Below are 26451 nucleotides of genomic sequence, written 5' to 3'. Positions count from 1 at the left end.
AGGGTCTTCCTGCAACCGTTACCCTATTCAACGCCGGATATAATAACTAAACACAATGATTAACCTGCAACAACGGCAAATCGGTCAGTGACCGTGTGAAGGATTGAAGTCGATATGAATTTTCTCGCGCATTTACACCTCGCCCACCTTGCGGAGAGCTCGCTGCCGGGCAACCTGCTGGCCGATTTTGTCCGCGGTAATCCGCAGGGCGAATATCCCGCGGATGTCGTTGACGGTATTTATATGCATCGGCGTATAGACGTGATGACTGACAATCTGGCGGAGGTCAAAACGGCGCGCGCATGGTTTCGCCCCGAGACCCGCCGCGTCGCGCCAATTTCACTCGACGTGATGTGGGACCATTTTTTGTCACGCCACTGGGCGCAGCTGTCTCCGGAACTGCCGCTGCCGGAGTTTGTACACTATGCGCATGCCCAGGTGACGCAGATCCTGCCTGATTCTCCGCCGCGTTTTGTCAATCTTAATGAATACCTGTGGTCAGAGCGCTGGCTAGAACGCTATCGGGACATGGATTTTATTCAGCGCGTGCTGAACGGTATGGCCAGCCGCCGCCCGAAGCTTGATGCCCTGCGCGACTCCTGGCAGGATCTGGACGTCCACTACGATCGGCTTGAACAGCAGTTCTGGCGCTTCTATCCGCAGATGATGGCTCAGGCAAAAAAACGCGAGCTCTAAATGATTGCGCTTTTTCCGGAAAAGGATATTCTGAAAAGCTCTTTTAAATAGCAAACGATAGACAAAACCTATCTCATCGATTGTCAACGTCACGTTGAGTTCCCCCGCCCCTCTCCCTATACTTGCCCGCGTTGCGTTCCAATTAACCTTAGTATTAACAGGAGAATCATATGGTTCTGGTTACTCGTCAGGCTCCGGACTTCACCGCGGCAGCAGTTTTAGGTAACGGCGAAATCGTTGAGAAATTCAACTTCAAACAGCACACCAGCGGTAAAGCCACCGTTCTGTTCTTCTGGCCGATGGACTTCACCTTCGTTTGCCCGTCGGAACTGATCGCTTTTGACAAGCGCTACGAAGAATTCCAGAAACGCGGCGTAGAAGTCGTTGGCGTTTCTTTTGACTCCGAGTTCGTACACAACGCATGGCGTAATACCCCGGTAGACCAGGGCGGTATCGGTCCGGTTAAATATGCAATGGTTGCTGACATCAAGCGCGAAATCCAGAAAGCGTACGGTATTGAGCACCCGGATGAGGGCGTTGCCCTGCGCGGTTCTTTCCTGATCGACGCCAACGGCGTTGTTCGTCACCAGGTGGTTAACGACCTGCCGCTGGGTCGTAACATCGACGAAATGCTGCGTATGGTTGACGCGCTGCAGTTCCACGAAGAGCACGGTGAAGTTTGCCCGGCACAGTGGGAAAAAGGAAAAGAAGGTATGGCTGCTTCTCCGGAAGGCGTAGCTAAATACCTGACCGAGAACGTATCCAGCCTGTAATCGGCATACGTTCGACAAAAGGCTCGCGAATGCGAGCCTTTTTTGTTTTATACGCCGCCGCTTTTTTTCACTTCACGCCAGATTCTCCACGCCATCAGCGCCAGAACCACGACGCCCGCGATCAGCGCTCCCCACACCAGCAGCGTTTTCCAGCTGCTCTGCTGTTCCGCAGCCGAAGTCGCCGCTAATCGCGCCTCGCCGCCCAATGTGACGCTTTCTTGCACGACGGCAAGAGGCAGGTCATTCACGGACTGCGTTTTCTGCAGCGACGCCGGGATCAGCATGTCGAGGTCGAGATCTGCCTTTTGCGCCGCCCGGTTTCCCCATGCCAGCATATAAGGCCCTTTTCCCTGGGTATTAAAGACCACCAGGTATTCATCGCGCCCGCCGCTTATCTCGGGCAGCGACTCTGGCAATCTGGCGTTAATCGTCTTCATCCGTACAGCTTCAACCAGTTGCCCATCAAGATGAATATCTTCAGAACGCTTGCCGTCCAGCTGATACAGCACGGTTTTCGCCAGCGGCTGCCAGGGCTCTTTTTCGCCACTGCGCCAGGAAAGCTCCACCGGCAAAACCCCTTCACTCTCCATGGATATCCTGAGCGAGCTCAGCGGTTGAGGCTGGCTCCAGTGCCAAACGGCTTCATCGTCAGAGATTTTTCGCCCCTGGGCATCGAGCCCAATGCGCGAAGACTCAGGCTCTCTGCGTTCGGCCAGGGCTTGCACGCCATTCAGCGCTATCGCCTTGCTTTGTGCATCAAAGATCACCAGCAGGTAACGATTACCCTCTGCGGAGAGCGTCAGGTTGGTGCCGATCGTGTCCATTTGCAAACGATCGCTACCGCGCGCCAGATCCATCAGCGGCGCGTCCTCCTGCAGAGTGCGCCAGTATTTCAAGTCACGACTGGAGTATAGCGACGCTTTCCCCTGCCAGTTCTCCGTCGGTGAGTCCCAGTTCAGCTTCAGCTGATCCAGCGTAAAAGCGTCCATTTTATCTTCAGGCAGAGTTAATAAGTAGCTCTTCCCGAGTGAACCTGGATTATCACTCTCCAGACGAATTTCGATCCCCGTCGCTGAACGCAACACCAGCGATTCTCCGCTGCGGCGCCCTTCCTCAGGTGGCGGAACCAGCGACATGTCCAGAGGGAAAAGCCGTAGGGCCATCGCTTTAGGCGTAACGGGCGGCGTCTTCTGCACCAGCAAAGAGAACGGCACGGTGTCCCCCTGATGGTTGAATACGCGCACATCGCGTAAATCGGGCCATGCGGTTCCCTGATATATCGACTGAGAGAGCTCAACGCGATACCAGGGCGATGTGCCCGTGGTTTTCAGCATCACTCCCTGCGTATAGTCCATGGGCATTTCTCGCACGTTATCGCTACTTGCCGCACTTCCCGCCACGCCCAGTAATACGCTGCATAGCACCGCTTTCATCCATTTCATTTCTCTTCTCCTGCTTTAGGCGGCAACGGTGAAAAATACCCGACGATCAACACCAAAATAGCCACGCCGATAAATGCGATAGCTCGCGCCAGCCCGCCACCGCGTGCGCTATCGACCAGCATCAGTTTCACAATGACAACGCCCAACAACGTGGCGCCGCATAGCCATTCGCGGCGTGAAAGACGTCGCGTCGCACGCAGCATCACCGCCAGCGCCACCAGCGTCCAGACCAGCGCGAAAGTGGTCTGAATCAAGCGTGAATGCCACAGCGACTCAATGCTCCATGCCACCTCACCGAACCAGGCCAGGGCGCGCAGCAGCAGGCCGTTCAGCCACCAGAAACCGAGCGCCAGTAAAGCGACGGCGGGCCATGGGCGGTATACGGCCGACTGTTCTGGAAAATAGCGCCGCGAGCTACGATAAAAGATTGTCAGTCCGAGCAGCGCGAAAGCGGCCCCCTCTTCAAGTGGGTTGATAAACGGCAAGTAAGTCTGACCATAGACCGTACCATCCTGCAGGTTCGCCAGAGTTAACAAGCCCCCCAGAACAATAGCTACCGGTATCATCGCCAGAGAAGCATACAGCGCAGGCCATACCCGGAATGGCCAAATTTGCCGACGTACGGCTTCAGAGACAAGGAAGATCAGAACTCCGCCTGCCGCCATTATTAATCCGCTCGCCCACGCCGCCATGCCCCACGGCAAATCCTGCGTAAACCAAAACAGTTCCATTGCCAGCGCCAGCAAAATCATCCAGAACAGCGACAGATGGGCAAGCATATTTATGCGCGGCGGTAGGCTGTGCCCATCACGCCAGAGCAGGGCCATCGCCGCCGGAAGCGCAGCGCACCAGGCCAGATTTTGCCAGCCCGCAAAGAATACCTGCTGCTGGGATAGCTGATAAAACAGCGCCATCAGCATCATTGGCCACAGCAGCCATTTGCTCAAATCCAGCTCACGCCAGGCCAAACGAGCCGCAGCCGCTCGCCAGCACCACGCCGATGCCGCCAGGGTTGCCAGGACGCTAAATAAAATGTGCGCGTCTTTACTCAACGCCAGCCGCGATGCGCCGACAAGCGCCACTATCCAGAACAGCAGCCCGCCTGTCAGCAACGCCCAGCTGCCCTGAATCTGAATGTTTCTCCACAGCCATGCCGCTATCAGCCAGCTAAGGCTGAGCACGGCGAAAATCAGCATTAAAGACAGTGGAGTGGCATCATTCACCTGCGCCCATAGCGCACTGCAAACCGCGAAAACCAGTAACGCAGTACCGCTGTAGCTCATCCGTCGCTGCTGCTGTTGCACGCCCAGCCAGAGGATCCCGAGGCCTTCCAGCGACCAGGCCATCGCGGTCCAGCGGGCGGAAAGCGCCAACGGGATGGCAAGGGTGGTAAATACGCCGCCGAGCGCCAGCGCAGCCAGCACCAGCAGCTTGCCCGCAGAGGGATAACGACGCAGCGCCAGCCAAGCCAAAGCCAGGTAGAAGCCACCGTAGCCCAACGCGCTGAGCGCCGGTCCATATTCGAAATGTCGGGTGATGGCGTACTGCATCGCAAAGCCGATCAGCGGCGGCGCAAACAGCAGCACGCCGTCAATAATCTGCTTACCTTTTTCCTGGGCCCGCAGCGATAGCGCCACGCACAGCACGCCAAAAATAATCGTGTTGGCGATCAAGAACAGCTGGCAGCTCAGGTAATACTCTGGCCGATAACCATTCAGTCCCCACAGGCCACCGACGCCAAAGGTAAATAACAGCCCAAGCAGGTTCAGCTCCCGCCAGTGCTGCCAGATACTGATAGCGAGAATGCCGACCGACAGCAGAAGATAGAATGAGAACAGGGCGACATGACTGCCGCCGCCGGTAGAGAGCAGCAGCGGCGCAAGATAACCTCCCAGGCTCGCCAGCATCGCCAGGCTTAGCGCTTTTTGCAGAATCGCCAGCCCTACGCTCGCCGCGCAAATCACCACCAGCAGCGCAAACGCCAGGGTCATCGGCAGCATCTGCCACAGGCGAAACGCGCCAAAAACGGTGAGATAGAGCGCTCCCGTTGCCCCGCCCTGTAAGATCAGCGCATACATCGGCTGTTTATGCCGCAATCGCCATCCCACCGCCAGCAGAACGATCGCGAACAGCGCCGCCGCAACCAGACGTAGCTCGAGGGGGAAAAGAGCGTGTTCAACGGTATAGCGCAGCAGAAATGAGAGGCCAAGAAACAGCAGCAGAATACCAAGCTTCGCCAGCGGGTTGCCCTGCATAAACCAACGAACCAATGACGATACCATCCCGCCAAACGCGGAAGGTTGTTCGGTTTCAGGAGCCGATTTCGCCATCTGCTCCGGCTTCGGCGTTGGCTTCGGCTGCGAGAGCCACGGGTCAACGGCTTCCGCCACGGGCGCCGGTGATGGCTCGTGTTCTACCAGCGCTATTGCGTCAACAGAGGCAACGACTTCCGGGGCAGTCGGCACGACGCCACTAGCCTCCGCCACCGGTGCTTGCGCAACACCGCGCAGCTCAAGCTCCTCAACCCGACGCTGCAAAGTCGCCAGTTCCAGCCGGACCGCCGCGCTGCGCCTGAGCGCGGCAATAGCGATGAGGGGTCCCCCCACCAGCCCAAATAATAAAATAATACAGCCGAAGACCAGCAGATCGTCCATGCTCCCACCTTCACTCTTTGAAGAGGGAGCAGAATGACATAAATTGTCTTATCAGCGCTATCCGTGCGAGGTGAAAAACGCAAATGAGGGCATCAATGCCCTCACCAGCCAGGCACCAGCCGCGTTAAAACGCAAAGCAGGAACAGCCAAGCACGCCCCAGAACGCCTGCTCATCGGCAACCGGAATCGACGATTTGCGCGCAATATCATGCTGATGTCCATGAACCCCGCAGCTGCCGCAGCACTGATGCATCTGGACTATTGCGCCAATTTTCGCGGCCGTCGGCGGCGCGGACCGATAGTGGCCCGGTACCTTCACCACCGGCGACCACTCGGGCAGAACCGGAACAGGCGGCGGCGCCAGCGGCGAGAAGTGTCCGGCGGCGTATACCACCTTGCCGTCAACCACCGTCAGCACCGACTCAATTCCCTTAATCTCTTCTTCCGCAACGCTAAAGTAGTCTCTGGAGAGCACGACCAGGTCAGCAAGCTGGCCCTGTTCAATGCGCCCTTTCTTCCCCTGTTCGCTGGAAAACCACGCGCTTCCTGCGGTCCACAGCTCCAGCGCCACATCGCGCGGCAGGCGGTTGCTCTCGTCATACATCGCCATTCCGCCAACCGTACGTCCGGAAACCAGCCAGTAGAGCGCGGTCCACGGGTTGTAGCTCGCCACGCGGGTAGCATCCGTCCCCAGCCCCACCGGAACTTCCAGCTCAAGCATTTTCGCGACCGGCGGGGTATGTTTGACCGCATCTTTGCCGTAGCGGTCGACAAAGTATTCGCCCTGGAAAGCCATACGGTGCTGAACCGCAATACCGCCGCCCAGCGCTTTGACGCGTTCAATATTGCGCTCGGTGATGGTTTCCGCGTGATCGAAAAACCAGTGCAGGCCGTTAAACGGAATATCACGATTAACCTTTTCAAAGACGTCGAGCATGCGGCTGATGGACTCATCATAGGTCGCATGCAGGCGGAACGGCCAGCGGTGTTCAACCAGATGGCGCACCACCCGCTCCAGCTCATCTTCCATCCCTTCCGGCAAATCCGGACGCGGCTGGAGGAAATCCTCAAAATCCGCCGCCGAGAAGACCAGCATCTCTCCGGCGCCGTTGGCGCGGTAAAAATCGTTCCCCTGTCCCGGTTTGAGCATATCGGTCCAGCGCTCAAAATCCTCCAGCTCCTGCTTCGGACGCTGGGTAAACAGGTTATAGGCGATGCGTACGGTCATCTGCTTTTTGGCGTGCAGCTGCTCAATAATTTCATAATCTTCCGGGTAGTTCTGGAAACCGCCGCCGGCATCGATAGCGCTGGTCAGCCCCAGGCGATTGAGCTCGCGCATAAACTGGCGCGTTGAGTTGACCTGAAGCTCCAGCGGCAGCTTCGGCCCTTTGGCCAACGTGGAGTAGAGGATCATGGCGTTAGGTTTGGCGATCAGCATCCCGGTCGGATTGCCGTTGCCGTCGCGCACGATCTCGCCGCCCGCCGGATCCGGGGTCTCTTTGGTGTAGCCCACCGCCTTCAGCGCCGCGCGGTTTAGCAGGGCGCGATCGTACAGATGCAGGACAAACACCGGAGTATCCGGCGCAGCATCGTTCAGTTCTTCCAGCGTCGGCATTCGCCGTTCGGCAAACTGGAATTCGCTCCAGCCGCCGACCACCCGCACCCACTGCGGCGACGGCGTGCGATCGGCCTGCTCTTTAAGCATCCGTAGCGCGTCCGCCAGCGAGGGAACCCCCTCCCAGCGCAGCTCCAGATTGTAGTTCAGCCCACCGCGGATCAGATGCAGATGGGAATCGTTGAGGCCGGGGATCACCGTGTGGCCCTGAAGATCGATAATTTGCGTTCCTTCCGCGGCAAAGCTCATGATTCGATCGTGACTACCGGCAGCAAGAATTTTGCCATCGGCGATGGCGATAGCATCGGCCAGCGGATTTTGACGATCGAGAGTATGAACCCGACCGTGGGTCAGGATCAGTGTGGCAGTTTGCGACATAGCGCGCTCCTTGAAGAGACTGGCTCAGCTTTTCTTTAACCAGCCAGCAAACAGACGGGTCACGATGGGCATCCAGAACCAGACCACCAGGGCGACCACACAGGCATCGTTAATCAGGTGCAGCAGCAGGCTTCCCTTCAGCGAGGGCAACAGCGCGCCGGTTATCGAAGGCACCAGGTTAGTGCTGGGGAAAATCACCAGCAGGGTGATTAAAAATTGCTTCCAGCGTCGCGGCTGGCGCACGTTGGCCGCAGGCGGCGTAAACCAGAAGTCCGGTTCGGTACGCACTTCGGTACGATCGCCTTCGCTGAGCAGCGGCGCGATTTCCGCCACCAGCTGGCGGCGGGTCTCCGACTGCGTCCAGGCGTAAAGATGCTCAATGGTGTCGAAGCGAATGATAACGCTCCATAAATTCTGCCCGACGGCGGGACGAATCACGTTTGCGCCAAGATGGCCGGGAAACTCTGCCGCGATCGGCATAATTTTGCCCAGCCACTCTTCATACCGTTGGCCATGTTCGGGGTCGAGCACATGGCTGATAACCAGGGTCACCGATTTCTGCTGCGCCATTAAGAGTTCCTTGCTGCTGGCTAATGGCGGGATTTCTCCGCCATTAGCCATAAATGACAATGATAATGACAATGCACAAAATCATTCATGCGGCATCGAGGCGGCAAGGTTGTTCGTCCCCGGGAGCTGACATCAGTCAGTGACCGGGGCGGACAAACGAAGCCAACAAAGAGGCAGCGTGAAGGATGATGCTAATACACAAAATCATTCATGCTGCGTCGAGGCGGCAAGGTTGTTCGTCCCCGGGAGCTGACATCAGTCAGTGACCGGGGCGGACAAACGAAGCCAACAAAGAGGCAGCGTGAAGGATGATGCTAATACACAAAATCATTCATGCTGCGTCGAGGCGGCAAGGTTGTTCGTCCCCGGGAGCTGACATCAGTCAGTGACCGGGGCGGACAAACGAAGCCAACAAAGAGGCAGCGTGAAGGATGAAGTGTATTTAAGCTTTACGCTCTGGCGCGCCATGCACCATGGTATAAGCGTAATCCACGCCCATCCCGTAAGCGCCGCTATGCTCGCGGACCAGGTCCATCACCGCGTCATAGGTCTCTTTACGCGACCAGTCGCGCTGGTACTCAAGCAGTACCTGTTGCCAGGTCACCGGAACCGCCCCGGCTTGCACCATACGGTCAATGGAACGTTCGTGGGCATCAACTGAGGTACCGCCGGAGGTATCGGTCACCACGTAAACTTCATAGCCCGCATCCAGCGCCATCAGCGCCGGGAAAGTCAGGCACACTTCCGTCCATAGTGCGGAAATAATTAATTTCTTACGCCCGGTCGCTTTTACCGCGGCAACAAAAGCCGCATCTTCCCAGGAGTTCATCGAGGTACGTTCAATAGGCTTCACATCAGGATGCACGGCCAGCAATTCCGGCCAGATATAGCCGCTAAAACTTTTTGTTTCTACTGATGTATAAATGACCGGAACATTAAAAATCTTGCCCGCTTTGGCTAAAGCCACGGTATTATTTTTAAGGGTCTGGCGGTCAATATTAGCGACGCCAAAAGACATTTGCGGCTGGTGATCAATAAAAATAAGAGCAGAATTAGAGGGATCGATCAGTTCACGAATAGACATAACTTATCCTGTTAATCAATGAGTTAAAAAGACATTACCGTTACTGTTGTGCTGTCCTGATCCTGACTGATAAAGCATGATGAGTATAGTCAGTTATTTCTAACGAGTTATTAAAGATTTTTTTCTAATTTATTTCTAAAGCGAAAAGTTATGGCTATTCGATTAACCATTACAATATTAGCTAAAAGCGTTTATCAAATTTTTACGGCTAACCGTTCTAAATTATTCACTGGAATTGAACCAGGACCTCCGGTAAAACAGTGGCTCTTTTTTAGCGGAAATTGACTCATGCGCTTAAACCTTGATGTTCTCTTGATTCTCGACGCGCTGGATAAACATGGCTCTTTTGCCACCGCCGCTGAATCGCTATTTAAGACGCCGGCGGCGCTGAGCTACATGATTCAAAAGCTGGAAAACGATCTCAACATTACTCTGCTGGATCGATCAGGACATCGGGCGAAATTTACCGATACAGGCAAAATGATGCTTGAGAAGGGGCGATTGCTGCTTAATGCCGCTAAAGATCTGGAAAAACAGGCGGTTCAGCTCAGCGCCGGATGGGAGCGAGATCTGGCTATCGCCCTGGATGATTCTTTCCCGTTTAGCTCGCTGCTGCCGCTGATCGACGAGTTCTATGCCCAGCATCCGCAAACCCGACTTAACTTTACCCACCATACACTCGCAGGCTCCTGGGAAGAGCTTACCCACAACGGCGCGGATATCATTCTTGGGGCGATCAATGAACCGCCTACCTCCGCAGAATGGTCGTGGAAAATGCTCGGCGCAATGGACAATATTTTCGTCATCGCGCCGGAGCATCCGCTGGCGGAAACAAGCCAACCGCTAACCAACAAGCAGCTAAGCCTGCATCGCGCGGTGGTGATCAGCGACAGCTCCCGCTACTGCCATCCGCTCAACAGCAACCTGCTCGACGAGCAACCGCAAATTCGCGTTGATGATTTCGCCAGTAAAGTTGAACTATTGCGCGCCGGGCTGGGCTGCGGCTTTTTGCCGCGCCATATCGCCCGGCCGTGGCTGGAGAGCGGCGAACTGGTAGAAAAGGCCGTCATCTCATACCGCGTAAAAGATATCACCTATATGGCCTGGCGCAGCGGCAATGACGGACTGGCCCAGCGCTGGTGGCGCGAGGCCATATTACACAGCGAACGTCTGAGCCAGCTCTATGACTAACGGCTAAACCATACGCTGGCGGAGATCGCTGGTAGCGCCAGCACGCCATCGTGCAGCGCCGCCGCTCCCTCTTTCAGCTGCCAGCCGTTAACATCAAGCAGCGGCGAATCCTCAACCACCACTTCGCAGGCTTCGCCGCGGTTGATCGCCACCAGCACGCGCTGCAGTTTATAAACCCGCACGAACACCACCACGTTATCTTCAGCATAAATCACCTGACAGCCGCCGTAGCGCAGCGCCTGATTAGCCTTACGCAGTTTGCTCATCCGTTTGTACAGGTCGAGCAGATCGCTATCCTGCAAAGCCGGATCCCACGGGAACGGTTTGCGACAGAACGGATCGTTATTGCCGTCAACGCCCACTTCATCGCCATAGTAAATGCACGGTACCCCCGGCCAGCTGAATAGCCACACTACCGCCAGCGGCAGGCGGGCAACATCCTTGCCTAACAGCGATTTAAAACGCGCGGTATCGTGACTATCGAGCTGGTTGAACATCCGCAGCTGCTGCTGATGCGATAGACCAGCGCGGTAGTTGTCCATCCATGCCATGCAGGTTTGCGCATCAATTTTCTGCGGATCGTAGGAAATATCGGTGTTGGCGAGAAAGCCCCACAGCGGAAAGGTAAAACCGCGGTAGTTCATCGCCGAATCTTCCACGTCGGCCTGTAGCCACTGGCGCGCGTCGCCGAAATGCTCTCCGAAGACAAAAGCTTCCGGTTGTTCCAGCTTCGCTGCCTGGGTGATTCCGGCAATATGGCGCAGATTGTTGCGTGCTCCTCCGCCTTCACCCAGCATATGCACCACGTCCAGCCGCCAGCCGTCCATACTCCACGGCGCTTTCAGCCAGTGGCGCACCACGCTATCTTCTCCGCCATAAATTTCATTGACCAGCGTCGCCGAGCGGTAATCCAGCTTAGGCAAACTGGCATATCCAAGCCAATCGTGGGCTACGCCCTCGGGGGAAAAATTATACCAGTCGCGCCACGGCGAATCGGCGTTGTGGCAGGCGCCGACGCTATCGCGCTGGTGGCGATCGAACCAGGCGTGCGAATCGCCGCTATGGTTGAACACGCCGTCCAGGATCAGACGCATCCCCTCTTTTTGCGTGTTGTGGCGCAGGCGCAGCAGCGCCGCATCGCCGCCAAACTGCGGGTCAACGCGGCGGTAATCTTCGGTATCGTATTTATGCACGCTGGGCGCGACAAAGACCGGATTGAGGTACAGCGCCGTTACGCCAAGCTGCTTCAGATACGGTAATTTTTCGCTAATGCCATCCAGATCGCCGCCGTAAAAGGTAGAACCGCCCGCCTCACCGGTTAACGGTTCATCCCAGGCTTTGCGCACGATATCGTGACCAGCTGCGTGGTGGTAATAAACGTCATCCTGCCCGGCTTCACGGGAGTGGCTGCGGGCAAAACGGTCAGGAAAGATTTGATAAAACACCTGATCGGCCACCCACTGCGGCCCGCTGTCCGGCAAATCAACCGCAAACTGCTCCAGCCTCGCCGGCGGAAAGCGGTTAAATCCCTGCGGCGTGAACCACAGCTGGCGGTCAGGCCACAACAGCTTGAAGCTATAGCGACGGCGCGGCTGTCCGTTGACCAGATTGATTTCTCCGCGCCACGCCACCACGCCCGGATGCGGCTCCTGCCGTAAACGGTGCATCGGCAGCGACAGCTCTTCGTTATCTTCTTCCCCGCGTAGGGTCACCCGCGGCGGCAGATCGTCGCCGCTTAACCATAGCGTAATAAATAGTCGGTCCTGCTGTTCCTTAATAAACGGAGCAACCGGGAGGTGCCATGCCTTCAACATCATTATTCCTCTCTTTGCAGAATGGGCACACCTTGCCACAGCGTACTGGCGTATGACTCATCATCGGCACAATTATTGGGGGAGGATGGCGGGGGCGGAGCTAGCGCTTGCCGGATAGCCTGAGCGTATCCGGCAAGAAGAGAACGAAATGACTACGCTTTCGCCAGTTTTCGCTCGCGGCGGGATTTAAACTGCCAGCCGATCAGCAGCAGGACAATCCACGCAAAGCCGACGTACAGCGAAATGCGGGTATCAGGATGGTAGCCGATCAAACCGATAATAAAGACGAGGAATATCAGGCCAATCACCGTCGTCGTTACTCCGCCGGGAACCCTGAACTTCAGCGCCTTAGCCTCTTCCGGCGGCAAACGGCGGCGAAAGGCGATCTGCGACAGCAGGATCATAATCCACACCCAGACGGTGGCGAAGGTCGCCAGCGAGGCGATAACCAGGAAAACGTTCTCCGGCATGATGTAGTTAAGATAGACCGCAAATAGCAGGGCGATTGTCATCACCATCACCGTCACCCACGGCACTCCGCGGCGGGAGGTTTTGGTAAACATCTTCGGCGCGCTGCCCTGCTCCGCCATACCGTGCAGCATACGCCCCACGCCAAAGACGTCGGAGTTAATCGCCGACAGCGAAGCGGTCAGCACCACAAAGTTGAGAATGCTGGCGGCAAAGGTGATGCCAAGATGCTGGAAGGTCAGGACAAACGGGCTGCCGTTGGTTCCAACCTGGTTCCACGGATAAATAGACATAATCACAAACAGCGTACCGACGTAAAACACCAGGATACGCATCGGCACCGAGTTAATGGCGCGCGGAATGGATTTCTCCGGGTCTTTCGCTTCACCGGCGGTAATACCGATAATCTCAATGCCGCCGTAGGCGAACATCACCATCTGCAGCGACATCACCATCCCCAGCCAGCCGTTGCTGAAGAAGCCGCCGTTGCTCCACAGGTTATGGATGCCGGTCGGCTGGCCACCGTTGCCGATCCCCCAGATGATGATGCCGAAGCCGGCGAGGATCATGATGATAATGGTGGCGACCTTGAAGAAGGAAAACCAGAACTCCAGCTCGCCGAAGACCTTCACGCTCATCAGATTGACGGCGCAGATAATCAGCACCACGCTGAGCACCCAAATCCAGTGCGGGACTGCCGGGAACCAGACGCCCATATAGATACCGAAAGCCGTGACGTCGGCGATGGCGACGATCAGAATTTCAAAACAGTAGGTCCAGCCGGTGATATAGCCCGCCAGCGGGCCAAGATAATCCTGCGCGTAGCGTGAGAACGAACTGGCGGCCGGGTTATGCACCGACATCTCGCCCAGCGCGCGCATAATAATGTATGCCGCGACGCCGCCGATAATATAAGCCAACAGAACGCTCGGGCCCGCCATTTTAATCGCGTCAGCCGAGCCATAGAAAAGGCCGGTACCGATTGCCGACCCCAGCGCCATAAAGCGAATATGCCGGGTACTTAGCCCGCGCTTAAGCTTGTTACTACTTTCCATCGTGTTCCATGCCGTTTTTCTCCTCTGACCATCGCGGGAGCAGTGTCCAAAGGAGCATGACCAATAAAACAAAAAACCACGGAACCTGAAGTCCCGTGGTTAAACACCAGTTTAAAACGTCGGTTAATGCGCGCTGGATGTCACCTGCCGCCCTGCCGCGCGATCCCAGATAACGGCCAGAATCACCATCACGGCGGTTGGCATCAGCCAGGCCAGCCCCTGCTCTGCCAGCGGCAGACGCGCGGTCCAGGACGGCATAATTTCGGCAAACGCCGACGCCTTAATGCCGTCAATGATACCAAACATCAGGCTGATAAACATTGCCGGGGCGATAACGCGGGACGAATTATGCCACCAACCGCGGGTAAAGCTTAATACCACCAGTGCGATACACGGCGGATAGATAGCCGTCAGCACCGGAATTGAAATCTGAATCAGATGGCTCAGACCGAGGTTGGAGACCGCCATCGAGAACAGGCCAAGAATAAAGACCAGCGTACGATAGGAGAACGGCAGATACTGGGCAAAGAACTCAGCGCAGGCGCAGGTTAAACCTACCGCCGTCACCAGACAGGCGATAAAGATCAGCGCCGCCAGCATAAAGCTTCCCGCACCGCCGAAAGTATGCTGGACGTAAGCGTGCAGAATCGCCGCGCCGTTAGCGGATTGCTCAACCAGCGTGCCGCTGTCCGAACCTAAACGGAACAGCGCCAGGTACAGCAGCGTCAGGCCCACGCCGGCCATCAGGCCAGCCCAGACGGTGTAGCGGGTCAGCAGACGAGCTTCAGTGACCCCGCGGGAACGCGCGGCGTTGACAATCACGATACCAAAGACCATCGCCCCAAGGGTGTCCATAGTCAGATAGCCGTTGACGAAACCGTTGGAGAACGGCGCGGTGCGGTAGGCTTCCATGGCATAGCTCAGCGGACCGGCGGGCCAGACGATCGCCGCAATGGCAAGAATAATCAGGGCGATAATTTTCAGCGGCGCGAGGAAATTCCCTACGGTGTCCAGCAGCTTACCCGGATAGAGCGAAACGAGGATCACCAGCGCAAAATAGATAACGCTGTAAATCAGCAGCGGCAGCGGACCGTCGCCGGTCAGCGGGGCAATCCCTACTTCAAAAGAGACGGTGGCGGTGCGCGGCGTGGCGAACAGAGGCCCAACGGCGAGATAGCAAACCACCGCCAGCAGGATACCGGCAACTTTACCAATCGGCGTGCTCAGGCTCTCTACGCCGCCGCCGACTTTCGCCAGCGCCACAACCGTTAGCACCGGCAGACCCACGGCGGTAATCAGAAAGCCAATAGCCGCGGTCCAGACGTGTTCGCCGGCCTGTAAGCCAACCATCGGCGGAAAGATAATATTGCCTGCACCGACGAACAGCGCGAAGGTCATAAAGCCCAACGCAATGATGTCGCGAGATTTTAACTGATGGGTCATAAATTCATTACAGCCTGTGGATGTGGTGTTGTAAAAACGGATTAATACCGCGCCTTTCCCCTGGGGATGATACAGCGGCCATTATCATTAAACTCAGCGGGATATGCTCCCAAAGCGGCGTGGAAAAGAATTGTTTTTTGAATTACCACGCAAAAACAGTCTGTCTGCGACCGTAGGCGGGCAATTTAAACGCTTATAACGTTTTAAAGCAAGGAGGGATCGCAAAAGCAGATGATTATGCTAACTCTATTTTTATAAGTAGAATTATTTACCTGATTGATGGAAAACCTCTGGCTTATCATGCGAACAAAAAAGCAGCTAACGTTCGTTAATTACGCAGCTTCGATTTAACAGCAAACGAAAATGACCAGCCGAAGCTGGTCATTGGCAAGTAAAGCTGACACCCACGTATCAGGGGTCAATTTTTGGCAATCAAACGTTCCGGTAGCAGAAAGCTAAAACGGGTACCTTTACCCGGCGTACTCGCGATCTCAAGACGGCTGTCATGGTGGCTAACGGCATGTTTGACAATCGCCAGCCCCAGCCCGCTGCCGCCGGTTTGCCTGGATCGTGCTTTATCGACCCGATAGAAACGCTCCGTCAGGCGCGGAATGTGCTCCGGCGCGATCCCCGGTCCGTTATCCTCAACGCTAAACAGCGCGCCGTGCGGCGCCCGCTGCCAGCTCACGGTAATTTCCGTTCCCGGCGGCGTATGGTTGATCGCGTTATACACCAGGTTGGAAATGGCGCTGCGCAGCTGTTCTTCATTCCCCAGCACTTTTAACGACTCATCCACCGAAAAATGCAGGACGTGCTGCTGCTGGCTCAGCGTTTGCGCTTCGCGCTCGACGACCCGCAGCATCATCGGAACATCAATTTTGTCATTCATTGCCAGAGCCGGTGCGGCTTCAATCCGCGACAGCGTCAGCAGCTGTTTCACCAGGCCTTCCATCCGCTGGGTCTGCTCGCGCATGGTGTGCAACGCTTTTTCACGCGTCGCGCCTTCCAGAACCGCCTCCTGCATCATCTCCAGGTATCCCTGCAGCACCGTCAGCGGGGTTCGCAGTTCATGGCTGACGTTGGCAAAAAAGTTGCGCCGAGCGCCCTCAAGCTGATGCATCTGGGTAACATCGCGCGCCACCATCAGCAGCTGTTTGTCGCTGTAGGGCATCACGCGAATCTCCAGATGGCGACCGTTATTGAGCACCAGATTTAGCGGTTTAGAGAAATCTTTAGCTTTGAGGTAATTAGCAAATTCCGGATAGCGTAGAAGGTTAAGGATATTCTGCCCGTTATCGTCCGGCCAGCGCAGATTAAGGATCTGCTGGGCAAGGCCATTACACCAGAACATGACGCCTTCTTCGGTGGTCAACACCACCGCATCCGGCAGAGACTCCGCCCCGCTGCGAAAGCGTTTGATCAAACTGCCCAGCTCACGACGGCGCTTTTTATTACGCATCTGCATCTGGTGCAGACCGTACAAGAGGGGTTCCCAGCTGCCGCTGCCCGGCGGCGGCGTCATACTGCGGTCAACCCACAGCCACCACGACAGGCGCATCAAATTCCAGAAATGCCAGATAAGCAGACCGGTCACCGCCGCCAGCAGAAACCACGGCAGGTGACCTAAAAACGCCCCGAGGATCAGGGCCGGGATACAACACAAGAAAAGCTCAAGCGCCAGCCTTTTCCATGACAGCCGTTCCAGCACGGTTCACACTCCTGTCAACATTCAGAAACGGGCGGAGAAACGATATCCCGTACCGCGAACCGTTTGTACCATCCGGTCATGGCCGCTATGTTCCAGCGCTTTACGCAGACGACGAATATGCACGTCCACCGTTCTGTCTTCTACATATACGTTAGTTCCCCAGACGTGATTCAGCAGCTGCTCGCGGCTATAGACTCGTTCCGGGTGCGTCATGAAGAAGTGTAATAATTTAAATTCCGTCGGCCCCATATCCAGCGGATTTTCGCCGGTCATGACGCGATGCGAAGAAGGGTCGAGGCTCAGTCCCTGCATCTCAATCACCTCTTCTACCGCCATTGGCGAAATGCGCCGCATCACGGCTTTAATTCGCGCGACCAGCTCTTTTGGCGAAAATGGCTTAGTGATGTAATCATCCGCGCCGGTCTCCAGGCCGCGAACGCGATCTTCCTCTTCACCGCGGGCGGTCAGCATCACCACCGGAATCTCGCGGGTCATCGCTTCACGCTTGAGCTGTTTAATAAACTGCAGACCCGACCCACCCGGCAGCATCCAGTCAAGGAGGATCAAATCAGGCCAGGGTTCATTGAGCTGATTGACCGCGCTGTCAAAATCTTCCGCCTCGACGGGCTGAAAGCCGTTTTGCTCCAGAACAAAGCAAACTATTTCGCGGATTGGAGCTTCATCTTCAACGACCAGAATTCTTCTCGCCATTATTTACCCTGTATTTTTTAGCCATCAGTATAGAAGTGCGCGGCCATTATGCGTCAGATTTATGACAGATTTATGAAAAACATGACCGCCAGATGAACGCGGATTTCGAATTGTGACACGGACTTAACGCATCGGAGGGCGGTGTTATGCCCGCCATACTTCAAGTTGCTTGTGCGTTGGCTGCGAATTACGCGGCCCATCCATCGGCCTCGCCCCCAAGGGGCCTGTTCAAGGCGTGTCCTGTCCTGCAACTCAAATTATTTAGGGTATATAATGCCGTTTCTGCTTTTCTCTATGGGACGATTATGCGCATCCTTCACACGTCTGACTGGCATCTTGGCCAGAATTTTTACAGCAAAAGCCGTGCCGCCGAACACCAGGCGTTTCTCGACTGGCTGCTGGCCAGCGCGCAGGAGCATGACGTTGATGCCATTATTGTCGCCGGCGATATTTTTGATACCGGCTCACCGCCGAGCTACGCGCGCGAGCTGTATAACCGCTTTGTCGTACAGCTACAGCAGACCGGCTGTCAGCTGGTGGTGCTGGCGGGAAATCATGATTCGGTAGCTACCCTCAATGAGTCGCGAGACATTCTGGCGTTCCTGAAAACAACGGTGGTGGCTAATGCCGGTCACGCGCCCTTTATTCTTCCGCTACGCGATGGTTCGCCCGGGGCGATTTTCTGTCCGGTACCGTTTCTGCGCCCCCGTGAGCTGGTGAGCAGCCAGGCCGGGCACTCCAGCGGCGAAAAGCAGCAGCAGCTCCTCAGCGCCATCAGCGACTATTACCAGCAGCAGTACCAGCAGGCCTGCGAGCTGCGCGGCGACCGACCGCTGCCGATTATCGCCAGCGGCCATTTGACTACCGTCGGCGCCAGTAAAAGCGACGCGGTTCGCGAAATCTATATCGGTACTCTCGACGCCTTCCCGGCTAATCGCTTTCCTCCCGCCGACTATATCGCGCTCGGCCATATCCATCGGGCGCAGATTGTGGGCGGCTGCGAGCATATTCGCTACAGCGGCTCCCCCATTCCGCTCAGTTTTGATGAAACCGGGAAAAATAAAAGCGTAAACCTGGTGACCTTCAGCGCTGGCCGCCTGACGGACGTCACGCCGCTCATCGTCCCCATTACCCAGCCGCTGGCGGTACTAAAAGGCGATTTTGCCAGCATTAGCGAGCAGTTAAACCAATGGCGTGACAATCATCAGCAACCCGCCGTCTGGGTCGATATTGAAATCACCAGCGACGAATATTTGCATGATATCCCGCGCAAAATTCAGGCGCAGACCGAAACGCTGCCGGTAGAGGTGCTGCTGGTGCGCCGCAGTCGCGCCCAGCGCGAGCGCATACTGGCGGGTGAAAAGCGGGAGACCCTCAGCGAACTGCAGGTAGAGGACGTATTCGCCCGTCGCCTGGCGCTGGAAACCCTGGAAGCGGCGCAGCAGCAGCGCCTGGAACAGCTGTTTAATGAAACGCTGCATAGTCTGAACGGTGAGGAACACCTGTGAAAATCCTGAGCTTACGCCTGAAAAACCTCAATTCATTAAAAGGCGAGTGGAAAATCGATTTCACCGCCGAGCCGTTCGCCAGCAACGGGCTGTTCGCTATCACCGGGCCAACCGGCGCCGGAAAAACCACGCTGCTGGATGCCATCTGCCTCGCGCTGTATCACGAAACGCCGCGCCTGAGCAGCGTGTCGCAATCGCAGAACGATCTGATGACCCGCGACACCGCCGAATGCCTCGCCGAAGTGGAATTTGAGGTAAAAGGCACCGCCTACCGTGCGTTCTGGAGTCAGAATCGGGCGCGGAACCAGCCGGACGGCAACCTGCAGGTACCGCGCGTCGAACTGGCGCGCTGCGAAGACGGCAAAATCCTCGCCGATAAGGTCAAAGATAAGCTGGAAATGACCGCTTCGCTCACCGGACTGGACTACGGCCGCTTCACCCGCTCTATGCTGCTGTCACAGGGGCAGTTCGCCGCCTTCCTGAATGCCAAACCGAAAGAGCGCGCCGAGCTGTTGGAAGAACTGACCGGCACCGAAATTTACGGTCAGATTTCCGCTCAGGTCTTTGAAAAACATAAGCAGGCCCGCGTCGAGCTGGAAAAAATTCAGGCGCAGGCATCCGGCGTTGTGCTACTGAGCGATGAACAGCAGCAGGCGCTCCAGCAAAGTTTGCAAGCGCTCACTAATGAAGAAAAACAGCATCTTAGCGAACAAACTCATCTGCAAATCGCCCGTCAGTGGCTGACACGCCGTGAAGAACTCACCGCTGAAGAGAGGCAGGCTCAAGCCGCGCTACGCGAGGCGCAGTCTGCGCTCGAACAGGCGCAACCGCAGCTTTCCGTACTGCTGAATGCGCAGCCCGCAGAACGCCTGCGCCCGCAGTGGCTGCGTCTTCAGGAGCAGACCACCGCTCTGGCGCAGACCCGTCGTCAGAGAGAAGAAGTAAATACTCGCTTACATGAGAGATTACGGCTGCGGGCGGGTATTCGCCTTGCCGCCCAGCGGCAGTCAGAGCAGCTGTCTAATCATCAGCGAACGCTTTCCGCGTGGCTAAAAGAGCACGACCGCTATCAGCGATGGGGCAATGCGCTGGCGGGCTGGCGGGCCGCTTTCCAGCAGCAGGCTCGCGATACGCAACAGCTATCGGTTCTGCAACAGCGTCTGACGGACACCAGCCGCAGGCTGGCCGAACTGCCTCCTGAAGCGCTGACGTTGAACGCTGACCAGGTAAGCGCCGGGCTGGCACAGCACGCTGCAGCTCGCGCTCTGCGTCAACAGCTCTCTACCCTGCATGGTCAACTGCAGCCGCTGGGCCAGCGATTATTGCAGCTTAATGCCGCCGAACAGGCCAGTAAGCTGGAGCAGGAGAAACTGGAAGCCACGCTGGCTCAGCGCCGCCAGGCCTACAAAGAGAAGAACCAGCAGTTCAGCGATGTCAGAGCCCTGTGTGAAATGGAGGCGCGCATCGCTGGCCTTGAGGCGGAACGAGCCCGCCTGCAGCCCGGCTCGCCCTGTCCGCTGTGCGGATCTGCACAACATCCGGCCGTCGCCGAGTATCAGGCTCTGGTGCCCGGCGTGAATCAGGCGCGGCGCGATAGCCTCGAGCGCGAGGTTAAACAGCTGGCGGAGGCCGGAGCGCTGGTGCGCGGCGAGCTGGACGCGCTTCTTAAGCTGCGGCAAAAAGAGGCCGCCGAGAGAGCATCTATTCTCCAGCAGGAGCAAGCACTTACATCGCGCTGGCAGGAAACGATTAACGGTTTAAATATCCGCCTTCAACCTGAAGATGATGTCCAGGGGTGGCTAAACGCGCAGCATGAACATGAACAGCAGCTCTATCAGCATCAACAGCGTTTAGCCTGGCAGGCTCAGCAACAGGAGTGCCAGCAGCAGTTTCAGCAGCTCCAGCAAGAACAAGAACAGCGCAACACCGCGCTGACCGCGGAACTGGTCGCATTTGAGCTGAACTTACCGATAGCCGATCGGGCCGCAGAGTGGCTGGCGCAGCGGGAAGATGAGACCCGCGGCTGGCAAGCTAAACAGACCGAACTGCTCGCCCTTCAGGAGCAGATTCAACAGTTAGCCCCGCTGCTGGAATCCTTACCGGAAACGAATTTGCCCGCGGAACCTGCATCGCTGGAGGGCTGGCGCCGGGTGCACGACGACTGTCTGGCGCTCGAAAGCCAGTGGCATACCCTGGGACAGCAGGAGAACCAGCAGCAGGCTCAGTTGCTCGAAACCGAAGCCCAGTTCAGCGCCGCGCTGGCAGCAAGCCCGTTCGCCGACAGGCAGGCGTTTCTCGCCGCGCTGCTTGATGAAGAGACGCGCCAGCGCCTTGAAAGCCTGAAGCAAACGCTGGAAAACACGCTACAGCAAAATCAGGCGCTGGCGCTGCGGGCCCGGGAAGCGCTGGCTAATCATAGCCATCAGCCTCCGGCAGAGACAGACATCAGCCAACCCCTTGAGCAGGTACAAGAAAAGCTACAGAAACTGGCGTCCCTGCTGCGGGAAAATAGCGCCCGTCAGGGAGAGATTCGTCAGCAGCTGAAGCAGAATGCCGAAAACCAGCAGCGCCAGCAGTCGCTACGTCAGCAGACAGAACGCGCCGCTCAGGAGGTGGAGGACTGGGGGTGGCTGAACTCGCTTATCGGCTCCAAAGAAGGCGACAAATTCCGTAAGTTTGCCCAGGGCCTGACGCTGGATAATCTGGTGTGGCTGGCCAACCATCAGCTTAACCGCCTGCACGGTCGCTACCTGTTGCAGCGTAAAGCCAGCGAAGCGCTGGAGCTGGAGGTGGTTGATACCTGGCAGGCGGATGCGGTGCGCGACACCAGAACGCTTTCCGGCGGCGAGAGCTTCCTCGTGAGTCTCGCCCTGGCGCTGGCGCTCTCCGACCTGGTCAGCCATAAAACGCGGATAGACTCTCTGTTTCTCGACGAGGGTTTCGGCACGCTGGATAGCGAAACCCTCGATACCGCGCTGGACGCGCTGGACGCGCTTAACGCCAGCGGCAAAATCATTGGCGTCATCAGTCACGTAGAGGCGATGAAAGAGCGCATTCCGGTACAAATTAAAGTCAAGAAAATCAATGGACTGGGCTATAGCCGCCTGGATAAAACCTTCGCCGTTGAGTAACTTTCTTCATCCGTTTCATCCCTGATGGCCTCCTCCCGACAGGGGGTCATCACTCTCCTCTCAGCTCTCAATTCACGATTTATCTTGATAATGCACAAATATGCATGATAGGTTAACATCACTTTCTAATTCGGTAATTAACAGGCAGTTTCATGAGCATTAAATGTCAATTCATTCTCATGAAACGCTCAATTCGTGCAAATTCGTGCAATTAGCTTTCGCACTGGCAAAGCATGTTACGGGAAAGGATGTCCGCAACTGCATTGCCCCACATTCACCTGCAACGCATCAAGAAGGTCCCGAAAAATGAAGAAGTTACTTATTTTGATCGCCGGCCCGGTACGCAGCGGTACCCAGAATCGCCCGGAATTAATCGAAGCTAACCTGAACAACATGGCCCAGGTTGCGCTAAGCGTGTACAAAAAAGGTCATATTCCGGTCGTCGGCGAATGGCTGGCTTTGCCCATAGCCAAAGCCGCGGGTTCCACGCAAATTGGCGATGAGATTAGCGAAGCGTATCTCTACCCCGTCGCCCACCGGTTAATTAGCCGCTGTGACGCTATTTTACGCCTGCCGGGCGAGTCGCGCGGCGCGGATCTGGATATTGAGGAAGGCAAAAAAATGGGGCTGTCGATTTACTATGCCCTGGAAGAGATCCCTGACTGTCAGGCACGATAACTATTATCCATCCGTGGATAAAAGATAAAATACAGGGCGCAAACGCTCAACACCTCGTGGTGATGAGACGATATCCATGCGCCCTCAGAGAAGTCGATTAGCAACGTTATCCGACCCTGTCAGGTCACTTTTCCCATCTTATTCTGCCGGACGCAGAGGAAAAAAGGTGTCGAAACGCCGCGCAAAAAGAGACCATTTTGACCTACGCGAAATATTTCCAGGTTAAATCGATGGCTATATATCTTTTCCATCAGTGACTCCGGAGCTTTATCGGTTTCCGTTTTAACGTCAACTCGTTGAATAATAATATCATACAGACTCCCGTTCAGCTCATCGCGCCAGTCAAACCAGATTTTACGATTAACCTGCCATAATTCTTTCTGGTCAGTCAGGGTACCGTAAAGATTCACGAAACCCTTGCCGTTCTCCATCATAAATAGTGATGCAATAATATCCAGCGTGAGTTTACTTTCTTGCTTTTCAACGGTATGTAACACTTCAGCCTCACAGCGAACGCCCAGTTCTGAGGAAGGTTTACCCATTACCATTAATATGCTTACCACAACCATAAACATAGCTATCAGATAATATTTCACACCCTTCTCCATGATACTTTCTTGATATTTTCACAGCGCGTATATTTCCCATTATCATCACGCTGGCACCAGGCAAAAAATGTCATAACCCGGCGTTTACCGGTCTCATCATAATGGGTGACAAAAACATCGCGCGGATAGCTATCGCAATTCAGGCTGATATCATATTTATCCATAATGGATAGCACTTCATTTTGACTCAGCGGCGTATCCTGTATCAGATAAAAGCGACATTGGGAAAGGGTAAAAAGATGGCGTTCAGACATAACGGGTAAAGATGTGGGGAAAAACGACCAGATGGCAGCAGAGAAAAGTAACCCAATGCTGGCAAAAAGAACAATTTTTGGGGTTATTTTTCGCCATTTCGGCAAAAGAGCCGCTCCAGTCTCTGGTTCTGACTCCGGTTCAGGGGTTGGCTCAGGCTCTTCATATTCAATAATCGCCGTGCTTTCAGCGGGCTCATTCTGATGTGTGTTAACTGAGCATTCTTCAATATTAGCCTGAAAAACAATACCTTTTTTAGGTAAAGTTGTTATCAATATCGTTTGTGGTAATAAAGATGTTAGGCTCCGGCGCAATATGCTCAAATAATTGTTCAGATTACTATTAGATGCCCGGTAACCATAGTCCTCCCAGACCCGTACCAATAATTCCTCTCGCGTGACCATAGTTCCGTTAGTTTTTATAAGCTCACTAAGTAATCGCGCTGAGGGGGCGGGTAATATAATGGTGTTTTCTTGCTCACCGTTAATAGAAAGCGCCATTGCTTGCTCATCAAAATAAATACAACCCTCAAGAATATATAATTTATTCATTGCTCATCACATCTACCTGCAGTGTTGGATGTATAAAAAAACAACTGCCGCAAACTTTTAGTCCCAGTTTTTTATCTTGCGGGTTAAAACCTATTTTATCGGACATAGCAGCAACAACAAAAGAATTAAACACCATAATATTAAATAAAAACCCAATAAATCAGAATAAAAAACTATGTTTTTATCTTAAATCCAATTAATAACACCACGAAAAGGCGAAACAAATAGAATATTAGTTCAAATAAAACCTGGAGATACCAAAAGAGTAATGGACGGAATAAAAAGCATTCGCCTGCAGCCAATATACGATCTACACAATGCACAACTCTATGGATATGAAGTACTGTCTGAAATTTCCCCGGCAACCGATAATGAACGGTGGTTTCACCAGCAATCCGCAAATCAGCTACTGGCTCTGCATCAATGGCAGATACAGCAGTTGCAGGCACTATCAATAAAAAACAAATTATTTTTGAATCTCCCTTTAGCCGCATTACAGCTACCAGAAATCGACAAACAACTCGTTGAAGGTACTCGCGATACAATCATCGAGCTCCAGGATCCAGAGACGCTCCTGACGATGAATGCCGTCCAGATTTTGAAATTTCGTCAACAGCTGGCAAAACTCAGCATCGCGGGGTTTACCATCTGGCTTGATGACTATCGCCCTGAATACAGCTCCATACTTAACCTGCTCAACTGGCGATTCGGCGGAGTTAAAATTGAAAGGCAAGTTTTTCAGATGCACCGAAACTCGCCGGATATGCTCATCGACCTGGTGAGTCACGCTCGCCGCTATGGCAAAAAAATAGTAATTGAAGGGATTGAAACGGAGGAGGATCTGTTCACCGTCCTACAGTCATCTGCGGATTTGGCACAGGGTTTCTTGTGGTCAGAATTACGTATTCCTGTTAGCGATTAAGAGAGCCGGCCAGCACCATGACTGGCCGGTAACAGAATCACTAATCGTAATTAAACATCAGCTGTGCTGTCCCCAGCACGCTGCCGGTTGAGAGCACGGATCTGTCGTAGACTTGATAGTAGGCAATAAGTTTTATCGAGGTACGCGGGGAAACTTCCTGCCCTTCAGAATAGCGCATCAGCTCCGTCACGCCTGGCGCAGTCCCGATCCCATTAGCCATAGCGACCTTTGCCCCTCCCGGGAGACGCAACCCAATCCCGACGCCTAAGGCATCGCTGTCATCATTCACCATCACGTAGCCGATATCACCATTATCAATTAAATCGTTGCTCGCCAGCCACGCTGAGATATTGCGAGTCACCTGGGTACCGCCTTTCAGGTTGACGCACTCCACGGGAATGCTAAACGCTCGTTCGCCGGCCGTGTTTTTTTCCTTAAGCTCATCAATCGAAATGGGATTCAGGCTGATTGTCATATCATGCGGAAGATCGCAGGTTGTGTCGTTTGGCGCAAACTGAATCGACAAATTTTCAAAAGCGATAAAGTGATCGGTATTCCATCCTGATGCCGGTGTGCCCTGTTGAACATAACCCATGACCTCATCGCCGTAGGTATATTTATTCCCGGTGATGCCGCCATATCCGTTATCCGCTCCGCCATGACCGCTCATCACCATAACCGGAAGATTGAATATACCGTTAATCACGGTAGTAAATCGCCCTTCAGCATCCTGCGGCTTTTCTTTTAATAGCTCCGCGGTCACGACATAGCTGGTTTGATAACGAGCGATACTGTAAACCCCCGGCAAACCGCGGATTTTAGTTTTCGTTGGGCCGGTAACCCTGACGCTGAATTTAATCCAGTTATAAGAGTCATCTCTGGAGCTGGTGAATAACGCATAATATGGCCCATCACCAATTGCGCTAAAAAAGAAGGCGTTATCCGATGTCCCCAGGCAGTTCATTTTCCCTGACCAGCTGGTATCCCAGGTAAATGAAACTTTATTGGTATTGAGGAAGGCCGTCGATAAGTTTATTGACTTTAAAGATTCCTGGACACGTTTCTTTTTCAGCACAAAACCGTAAGGATCGCAGGTATTCACAACGACCCCCTTATCCATATCCATATCCATATCCGCCCTGACGTTAGTCGCGAATCCGGAAATAACTAACACCAATAGCAACCATAACTTAAACATA

At 54.9% G+C, this 26451-nt stretch carries 20 protein-coding genes; 7 read left to right on the top strand and 13 right to left on the bottom strand.

Annotation, left to right across the window (positions count from 1 at the left end):
* Nucleotides 1-114 precede the first annotated feature (114 nt).
* Both acpH and GJ746_RS05900 read left to right on the top strand, forming a co-directional pair.
* Nucleotides 115-696 (top strand): ACP phosphodiesterase, encoded by a 582-nt coding sequence (gene acpH, locus GJ746_RS05905; RefSeq protein WP_154679349.1) that lies wholly within the window; start codon nt 115-117, stop codon nt 694-696.
* A 170-nt stretch (nt 697-866) separates the two neighbouring features.
* Nucleotides 867-1469: a peroxiredoxin gene (locus tag GJ746_RS05900; RefSeq protein ID WP_004099418.1), complete on the top strand. Its 603-nt coding sequence runs from the start codon at nt 867-869 to the stop codon at nt 1467-1469.
* A 47-nt stretch (nt 1470-1516) separates the two neighbouring features.
* Here the strand turns inward: GJ746_RS05900 and GJ746_RS05895 are convergent, their stop codons facing one another.
* From GJ746_RS05895 to GJ746_RS05875, 5 genes are all read right to left on the bottom strand, one after another.
* On the bottom strand, nt 1517-2911 hold the full coding sequence (locus tag GJ746_RS05895) for a DUF3999 domain-containing protein (RefSeq protein ID WP_154679348.1): 1395 nt from the start codon (nt 2909-2911) through the stop codon (nt 1517-1519).
* On the bottom strand, nt 2908-5565 hold the full coding sequence (locus GJ746_RS05890; RefSeq protein WP_154679347.1) for a DUF2339 domain-containing protein: 2658 nt from the start codon (nt 5563-5565) through the stop codon (nt 2908-2910). The genes GJ746_RS05895 and GJ746_RS05890 overlap by 4 nt, the downstream gene beginning before the upstream one ends.
* Nucleotides 5566-5689: 124 nt before the next feature.
* Nucleotides 5690-7558, bottom strand: a complete 1869-nt coding sequence (locus tag GJ746_RS05885; protein WP_154679346.1) for an amidohydrolase — start codon at nt 7556-7558, stop codon at nt 5690-5692.
* A 24-nt stretch (nt 7559-7582) separates the two neighbouring features.
* Nucleotides 7583-8128, bottom strand: coding sequence for an antibiotic biosynthesis monooxygenase (locus GJ746_RS05880; RefSeq protein ID WP_154679345.1), 546 nt, complete (start codon nt 8126-8128; stop codon nt 7583-7585).
* Nucleotides 8129-8570: 442 nt separating this feature from the next.
* Nucleotides 8571-9212 carry a hydrolase gene (locus GJ746_RS05875; RefSeq protein ID WP_004129647.1) on the bottom strand — a complete coding sequence of 214 codons (642 nt, stop codon included), beginning with the start codon at nt 9210-9212 and terminating at the stop codon, nt 8571-8573.
* A 288-nt stretch (nt 9213-9500) separates the two neighbouring features.
* Here GJ746_RS05875 and GJ746_RS05870 point away from each other — a divergent pair, with 288 nt between their 5' ends.
* Complete coding sequence (locus GJ746_RS05870) at nt 9501-10403, top strand: LysR family transcriptional regulator (protein WP_154679344.1); 903 nt, start codon at nt 9501-9503, stop codon at nt 10401-10403.
* Here the strand turns inward: GJ746_RS05870 and malZ are convergent.
* From malZ to phoB, 5 genes are all read right to left on the bottom strand, one after another.
* Entirely contained in the window at nt 10400-12217 is a 1818-nt protein-coding gene (gene malZ / locus GJ746_RS05865; RefSeq protein ID WP_195908842.1) for a maltodextrin glucosidase, read from the bottom strand. The genes GJ746_RS05870 and malZ overlap by 4 nt on opposite strands.
* Before the next feature lie 152 nt (nt 12218-12369).
* On the bottom strand, nt 12370-13740 hold the full coding sequence (gene proY / locus GJ746_RS05860) for a proline-specific permease ProY (RefSeq protein ID WP_154679342.1): 1371 nt from the start codon (nt 13738-13740) through the stop codon (nt 12370-12372).
* Between the two features lie 123 nt (nt 13741-13863).
* Nucleotides 13864-15183 carry a branched-chain amino acid transporter carrier protein BrnQ gene (gene brnQ, locus GJ746_RS05855; protein WP_154679341.1) on the bottom strand — a complete coding sequence of 440 codons (1320 nt, stop codon included), beginning with the start codon at nt 15181-15183 and terminating at the stop codon, nt 13864-13866.
* 418 nt (nt 15184-15601) lie between these two features.
* Nucleotides 15602-16891 carry a phosphate regulon sensor histidine kinase PhoR gene (gene phoR, locus GJ746_RS05850; protein WP_154679340.1) on the bottom strand — a complete coding sequence of 430 codons (1290 nt, stop codon included), beginning with the start codon at nt 16889-16891 and terminating at the stop codon, nt 15602-15604.
* 21 nt (nt 16892-16912) lie between these two features.
* Nucleotides 16913-17602, bottom strand: coding sequence for a phosphate response regulator transcription factor PhoB (phoB, locus tag GJ746_RS05845; RefSeq protein WP_154679339.1), 690 nt, complete (start codon nt 17600-17602; stop codon nt 16913-16915).
* Between the two features lie 305 nt (nt 17603-17907).
* Here phoB and sbcD point away from each other — a divergent pair, with 305 nt between their 5' ends.
* From sbcD to GJ746_RS05830, 3 genes are all read left to right on the top strand, one after another.
* A complete protein-coding gene (gene sbcD / locus GJ746_RS05840) occupies nt 17908-19110 on the top strand; it encodes an exonuclease subunit SbcD (protein ID WP_154679338.1) in 1203 nt (400 codons plus the stop codon).
* Nucleotides 19107-22241: an exonuclease subunit SbcC gene (gene sbcC / locus GJ746_RS05835; protein ID WP_154679337.1), complete on the top strand. Its 3135-nt coding sequence runs from the start codon at nt 19107-19109 to the stop codon at nt 22239-22241. Before sbcD ends, sbcC begins: the two co-directional genes overlap by 4 nt.
* 306 nt (nt 22242-22547) lie before the next feature.
* A complete protein-coding gene (locus GJ746_RS05830; protein WP_154679336.1) occupies nt 22548-22919 on the top strand; it encodes an NUDIX hydrolase in 372 nt (123 codons plus the stop codon).
* A gap of 119 nt (nt 22920-23038) precedes the next feature.
* Here GJ746_RS05830 and GJ746_RS05825 read toward each other — a convergent pair whose 3' ends face one another.
* Both GJ746_RS05825 and GJ746_RS05820 read right to left on the bottom strand, forming a co-directional pair.
* Nucleotides 23039-23515: a hypothetical protein gene (locus GJ746_RS05825; protein ID WP_154679335.1), complete on the bottom strand. Its 477-nt coding sequence runs from the start codon at nt 23513-23515 to the stop codon at nt 23039-23041.
* Complete coding sequence (locus GJ746_RS05820) at nt 23512-24330, bottom strand: winged helix-turn-helix domain-containing protein (protein WP_154679334.1); 819 nt, start codon at nt 24328-24330, stop codon at nt 23512-23514. Before GJ746_RS05820 ends, GJ746_RS05825 begins: the two co-directional genes overlap by 4 nt.
* 268 nt (nt 24331-24598) lie before the next feature.
* Between GJ746_RS05820 and GJ746_RS05815 the strand changes: the two genes are divergently transcribed.
* Nucleotides 24599-25252 (top strand): EAL domain-containing protein, encoded by a 654-nt coding sequence (locus tag GJ746_RS05815; protein ID WP_154679333.1) that lies wholly within the window; start codon nt 24599-24601, stop codon nt 25250-25252.
* Between the two features lie 40 nt (nt 25253-25292).
* Here GJ746_RS05815 and GJ746_RS05810 read toward each other — a convergent pair whose 3' ends face one another.
* The gene (locus GJ746_RS05810) at nt 25293-26450 is read right to left on the bottom strand and encodes a fimbrial protein (protein WP_154679332.1); all 1158 of its coding nucleotides are present in this window, start codon (nt 26448-26450) and stop codon (nt 25293-25295) included.
* Between the last annotated feature and the right edge of the window lies 1 nt (nt 26451).

The organism is Klebsiella oxytoca (assembly GCF_009707385.1).
Lineage (GTDB): Bacteria > Pseudomonadota > Gammaproteobacteria > Enterobacterales > Enterobacteriaceae > Klebsiella > Klebsiella oxytoca_C.
This window is presented reverse-complemented; position numbering and strand designations above follow the sequence as displayed.